This window comes from Brenneria sp. L4-2C, assembly GCF_040240335.1.
Classification (GTDB): Bacteria; Pseudomonadota; Gammaproteobacteria; order Enterobacterales; family Enterobacteriaceae; genus Brenneria.
On the sequence record NZ_JBEIAC010000039.1, the window covers coordinates 1 to 5634 of the forward strand.

General features: G+C 43.5%; 5 protein-coding genes and 4 pseudogenes. 8 read left to right on the forward strand and 1 reads right to left on the reverse strand.

All coding sequences use genetic code 11. The annotated features are described in order from the left end of the window. The first annotated feature begins 130 nt into the window (after positions 1-130). The 8 genes and pseudogenes from ABRZ26_RS24495 to ABRZ26_RS24525 all read left to right on the forward strand — a co-directional run bounded on the left by ABRZ26_RS24495 (position 131) and on the right by ABRZ26_RS24525 (position 5008). Complete coding sequence (locus ABRZ26_RS24495) at positions 131-370, forward strand: polymorphic toxin type 8 domain-containing protein (protein ID WP_349830388.1); 240 nt, start codon at positions 131-133, stop codon at positions 368-370. A gap of 17 nt (positions 371-387) precedes the next feature. After that, a complete protein-coding gene (locus ABRZ26_RS24500) occupies positions 388-780 on the forward strand; it encodes a DUF2750 domain-containing protein (protein WP_319606638.1) in 393 nt (130 codons plus the stop codon). A gap of 182 nt (positions 781-962) precedes the next feature. Further along, positions 963-1428, forward strand: a pseudogene (locus ABRZ26_RS24505) (RHS repeat-associated core domain-containing protein); the annotation flags it as partial. Then, on the forward strand, positions 1425-1907 hold the full coding sequence (locus ABRZ26_RS24510) for an immunity 26/phosphotriesterase HocA family protein (protein WP_319606640.1): 483 nt from the start codon (positions 1425-1427) through the stop codon (positions 1905-1907). The pseudogene ABRZ26_RS24505 and the gene ABRZ26_RS24510, both read left to right, overlap by 4 nt. 635 nt (positions 1908-2542) lie before the next feature. Further along, a pseudogene (locus tag ABRZ26_RS25215) lies at positions 2543-2614 on the forward strand (RHS repeat-associated core domain-containing protein); the annotation flags it as partial. A gap of 350 nt (positions 2615-2964) precedes the next feature. Further along, positions 2965-3303 carry a hypothetical protein gene (locus tag ABRZ26_RS24515; protein WP_319606641.1) on the forward strand — a complete coding sequence of 113 codons (339 nt, stop codon included), beginning with the start codon at positions 2965-2967 and terminating at the stop codon, positions 3301-3303. 255 nt (positions 3304-3558) lie between these two features. Continuing rightward, positions 3559-4110, forward strand: a pseudogene (locus ABRZ26_RS24520) (type IV secretion protein Rhs); the annotation flags it as partial. A 217-nt stretch (positions 4111-4327) separates the two neighbouring features. Continuing rightward, positions 4328-5008: a hypothetical protein gene (locus tag ABRZ26_RS24525; protein WP_319606642.1), complete on the forward strand. Its 681-nt coding sequence runs from the start codon at positions 4328-4330 to the stop codon at positions 5006-5008. Positions 5009-5115: 107 nt separating this feature from the next. Here ABRZ26_RS24525 and ABRZ26_RS24530 read toward each other — a convergent pair. Continuing rightward, positions 5116-5634, reverse strand: a pseudogene (locus ABRZ26_RS24530) (IS5 family transposase); the annotation flags it as partial.

Genomic DNA, 5634 nt, shown 5'->3' on the forward strand with positions numbered 1-5634 from the left:
TTCAGCAGGCAGTAAGGGCTGGATGATGCTCCATGCTTCATCGGGAAGATCGTATCGGGCCATATCTCAAAGTATTGTGGAAATAAGTAGTTACTATAGCTCAGATGATTAAGGGACACAGCCTAGTCATATTAGAGGCTGGGTCACGCAGGATATGAATATGATTGCTGACGGGCATCGAAAAACAATTCGAAATCCTCCCGGATATGACTTAGCTAACTGGAGAGGATATGAATCAGCAAAAGGATTTGATTACAATTATTCTGAGCCCCAGATTCGTGAACAGCATCGTTCTCAGCACCGTTACGATGGGGGAGGAAGAGAAAATAAGCTCAGAGTTAGTAATAAATGTAAAGCAAACGTGGATTAGGTTGCTAAGGAATTAAAATGAAAGTTTCGGCTAAAGAAATTGAAGTTATGTTCAGTAAGCCTGCGAAAGATCGGTATATCTATTTCATTAAGCGTGTGACCGATTGGGAGTCTGCATGGACTTTAGGTGATGACGATGCTTATGTCACTACCGAGGATGACAATGGTAGAACCTCCCTCCCACTCTGGCCAGCCAAAGAATATGCTCAAATTAGTGCTAAGGGTAATTGGGATGGCCTGCAATTAAAAGAAATATCTCTTGACGAGTTACTTGACGAATTGTTACCACAGCTGATCGAAGATACAGTAGATCTTGCTATATTTATGTCTCCAAATGAAATAAATGTTCCTACATTACCTGCAAAAAATGTTTTGAAAGATTTACTTGTGGAATGTGAGAAGTATGAATAATTAATAATTGCCGGAAGCGCCTCCGGCTTTTATTTTAGCCCCTAATATAAACTAGAACTGTTTACGTTCTCAAACGAGCCAAGCTAGGTAAACCGCGGTGAAAGGAATGCAGCTCTATGATTTATGATGCAAAAATGAGGGCAAATTACAACCAAAACTGATAGTACGACCCAAGATAGAGACGTTTTACACAACCGGACCCGATAGGGTTGGCGGGTGGGCTGAATCTTTATCAGTATACGCCGAATGCTTTGGATTGATCCTCTGGGGTTAACTCCTCTTAATGCGCCGGGTTATAATGTTTATGGATTGTTCCACCCTGGAGCTAAAGAACCTTATTATATTGGAATTACCAATGATATAGCTCGGAGAAGAGCTGAACATATTGAAACAGGAAGATTGTCACCAAATTCGAGAATGAAACCTCTCGACAGTAATATAACCTATGGCCAGGCTAGAGGTTATGAACAATACTATATTGAGAAATATAAGACTAGAACAGGAACTATAGGAGAGGATATATCGCCAACTAATAGAGTAAACAAATACAACTTATTTTATCATCGGCGTTCCGATATAAGGGCGCAGGAATTTAAAAATTCTTATAATAGCAAGAGTAATGGGTCAACCGGGAGAGGATGCGGATGAGCAATTTTAAATTATGGGGGTGGGATAAAAAACCACGAACAATACTACGTTCTGTTAAGACTGGAGATATATTTTGCTTTAAGCTAGATGATAGCAAGTATTGCTTTGGACGAATAATATCAAAAATAATTACTGGGCATGTTGCTGAGATATTTAACTTTATATCAAAAGAACCAACAATATCAGAGAATAATATTAATATTGCAACACGAATCACGCCACCAATAGTAATTGACACATATTCTTTATTCGATAAAAAAATAGAAAAAGGAAGCGATTGGCGGATTATAGGTCATCAGCATGATTATATAATAAAAGATGTGGATGATGTGTTCTTTGTATATGGCTTGGGAAATTCCTGCAAAAAAGTAGATGTGTTTGGTAATGAGACAAGTGTCTCTGAAAAAGATGCAGAGAATTATCCGGAGTTAAGCCCTAACGGTGACTATCATGTCAAAATTTTATTAAAAGACATTTAATTAAATAACACCGGGTAAAATATATTAATTTTCACCCGACATATTTATTATTTAATTTCCGTGAGGCTTGTTGTTAAAATTACAAACCGTTGGGGCTTTGCAACTGTCAATGTTTCCGCACTTCGTGCCGGAATTTACCCGGTAGCTAGCTCACTACTCGGTCCCCCACCCACTTGCCTAATCCGGGAATCCGCTCGTCTTTCAATACGCATTCATCGTGGCAACCTTTTTCGTCGGCATGTTTCGCTGATGTTATCGGCGACAAGCAACGCAACGTGATTTGCTCAGGTTGCGGCGCGGCGCCCGCCGCTTCTAGCCAGCGAGGTTATTGGCGACGGCGGGTTGGCTCTGCCGTTTTACTCGCCTCATTCTGAGGCTCGCCCTGTGGGCCAGTTAAAACTGTTCAAACCTGTTTGCAACAGGCTTGTGCGAGGCGTATCCCACCGTGTAGTAACTTTATGTTTTAGCTGATTTATTTACCGCACCGTCTGACTTAGAATACGTCTCAACGATAGTCAACTTTCTCGTCGGTGGGCGGTAACATGGGCGATTTCTTGAACTATGACGACGAGATAAAGGTAATTTACAGCCGTAACCGATAGTACGTCCTGTCAGACGGATGGATTGCTTGATAAGATCCGATAGGGCTTGCGGGGGGGCTGAATCTTTATCAGTACGCGCCGAATCCGTTGGGGTGGATAGATCCGTGAGGATTGGCATGTATCCCTAATAAGGTCGCTGGAACGACCAGAGAGAAACGCGCACAAGCTATTTTAGAAAGGCGTTACGGCAAACAGAACGTACTGAGTAAGCGCTACTTACGTGGTGCAGATGGTAAACTCTCTGACTGGCGAACGCCGTCGAATTGACTTTGTAGTGAAGGGACTGGATGGTAAGTGGCGGCCTATTGAAATAACGAGCCGAACAGGTGCTTTAAACAAGGACCCCCAAATAGCGAAAGAAGGAAGACTTCGTGAAGCTGGAGGGATTTCGTAAAAAATAAAAATACAGGTGAATTAATTCAATTGGATGAACTATCAATAGTCATTGGGGTGAAATGATGGGTGAAACTGATTTTACTTTACATAATGTTCAAATGTTACTCACGAGAAATAAGAGTAAGCAATGGCAAGAGGAAATTATTAAAAGTTCAACGGTATTGTTAGCTTTTTTGAAAAACAATGGACTATTAGTTGATGTGGATCCTTTTGATGAACAAGGGAAATTAAAAATCGACACGGTTATTAAAATGTCAAATGTTACTAAGGATGGTTTGGCATTATTCAAAAATACAGTTGATGGCTGGTATAATTATCTTGCAAGAAGCACAGCGCCTAACAAATACGAAAACATAAGTCGCCTTGAGAAAGGTCTGGTAAAAATAAGAGATAAATAATAAAAAGCCGGAAGCGATCTGAAAGATCCTTTCGGCTTTTTAATTATCGGTTATTATCCCGGCTAGATCCAGCCCACCAGGAAAGCGGTTAAGTCAGTCAGCGGCGGCGCGTTCTTCGAACGGTTCCCGTTATAAAAACAGGTAACGCCAGCTGTACAGCGTCTTGCTATGATGCGGGATGCAGAGATAGAGAGGTCACTGTGTGGCGGTAGCGTGTGCGCTCCCAATAGGACTGATGAGGATATTGACACTGCCGGGCAACAACTCAAGCACTTCTATTACGGCAGCGGCCATCTGCTTGGTATCGCCATCGACCACCGGCCCATCACCGATTTTACCCGCGACCAACAGCACCGGGAAATCAGCCGCACACTGGGGGCGCTCACCACCCGCAGCGAGTACGACCGCCTTGGTCGTCTTCACCGCCGCGACGTCTTTACCGGCGAGATGCCGCGCCCTGCCCCGTGCCGTTGGTCACGCCGCTGGGACTATGACTTCCGCAACAACCTGGTGCGCGAGGAGCGGGACGACAACCTGTTCAATGCCACCCGCTGGCAGTACCGTTACGATACCGAACACCGTCTGACCGAAGTGATACGCCACAGCGCGCACGACAATGAGCCGGTGCAACATGTGCAGTTCCATTACGATCCCCTCGGGCGCCGCACCCATAAACAGGTGTGACTGCAAAGCTGGGGTCTGCGCCAGCCCACCGGGCAACGGCAAACCACCACCTTCCTGTGGGAAGGCTTCCGGTTGCTGCAGGAAACCCGTAATGGCACCCCGCTCACCTATGTGTATGCCGATATAGCTGAAAATGGGGCAATACTCTGGGGCACACCCGAATCAAGTCACCCAGCCAGGACATCCAGGAAGAGCCACAGCAAGAAGTACTGTGAATTATCATGCAGGGACACATATTCATGGTAAGGAAAATGATAAACTCATTAAGAGCCACAGAACGGAAAGGTGCAAATATTAGCAGAGTTCTGACAGGGATTACCGGTAAAATGGAAAGCGGCGCTTGGAAAAAAACATTCAAAGCATGTGGTGGAAAATGAATATCATTGACAATGATTTTTTAAAAGAAAAGAGAAGCGAACTGCATAGCAAGTTCTCAATTTTCTCAGATGCTTTTCTGTCTGAATACAAAGCTAGTGAAAAAAAAGTTTGCATGTGGGAATATTCATTAGGAATTTCGAGGGATGTAATTCCATACGAACGATTAGTTCCTTCAATCATACAAACAAATGGGAAAATTCTAAAAAAACCCACAAAGTCAAATTTTGAATCTAAAAATTTAGTTTCATATGGATTAGATGATAACGGGAATGTGATTTTATCAAAGAAAAAATACGATAAAGACGTTGAGAAATATGGGGAAAACATCAGGATTGTAGAAGGTAAAGATGGCCGTACTTTCATCTTAAATGGTCGAATATATATCTCATCCCCTGAGAAAAACAAGCTACTATCTCTGTGTTATTCATACGAGGAAGAAGGGAGTGTCTATTATATTTCCATAACCCCACCAAATGATTGGTTTGTCAGGGTTGATAGCGTATCTGATGGTAAAATAAAAAAGTCCTCTATGTTTGCAACTAGCTGGTTTAAACAAATTGATTATGATTTTATTTATGATAATTCAGACTATCTATCTAAAATAATGATAGGCGATGTTGTTCATTGGGAAAGAAAATTATAAATTATGATAGTGTCAGAAATTTCCCTTTCTGCAACTGAATACTGGCAGGGTATCAGTTGATCACCTGCAACTACCCGGCCAGGCCACTTTGTACTAGGCTGTGTCCCTTAATTACTTAACCGTTGATAAAAGAGTCGGATGCAGCCCAGTGTCACCATCGTCAGATAGTTCCTCGCCGTTTTGTCGTAATGTGTGGCAATACTCCGCTCTTCTTTTAACCGGCCAAAACATCTCTCCATTACGTGGCGGTGAGCGTCGCTGGCGAATCGTGAGCGCCCGACCGAAGCCATTTTTTCGTTAGATTTTCGGGGGATAACCGCTTTATCCCTTTTCGTTTCAGTTCATTGCGAAGCGCATGTCCTGAGTAAACTTTGTCAGCCAGCACCGCATAACCACGACGCTTCATACTGCCGCTTTGACGCTGGAAACCAATTCCGTCCAGAAGACGTAATGCGAACTGGCTTTCGTGAGTCTGTCCGGGACTCAGCACGATGTTTAACGGGAGACCGCCTGCGTCTGTCGCCAGATGGATTTTGGTGCCAAAACCACCGCGAGAGCGACCCAGCCCATTATCTCCGGTGATATCGGGATGTTTTTTTGAGCACCGGCAGCGCATTTCAGCGCAC

Excerpts from the sequence above, each read along its gene's own strand:
- ABRZ26_RS24500 (WP_319606638.1), top strand. The coding sequence starts at position 388 with ATGAAAGTTTCGGCTAAAGAAATTGAAGTTATGTTCAGTAAGCCTGCG.
- ABRZ26_RS24510 (WP_319606640.1), top strand. The coding sequence starts at position 1,425 with ATGAGCAATTTTAAATTATGGGGGTGGGATAAAAAACCACGAACAATA.
- ABRZ26_RS24515 (WP_319606641.1), top strand. The coding sequence starts at position 2,965 with ATGATGGGTGAAACTGATTTTACTTTACATAATGTTCAAATGTTACTC.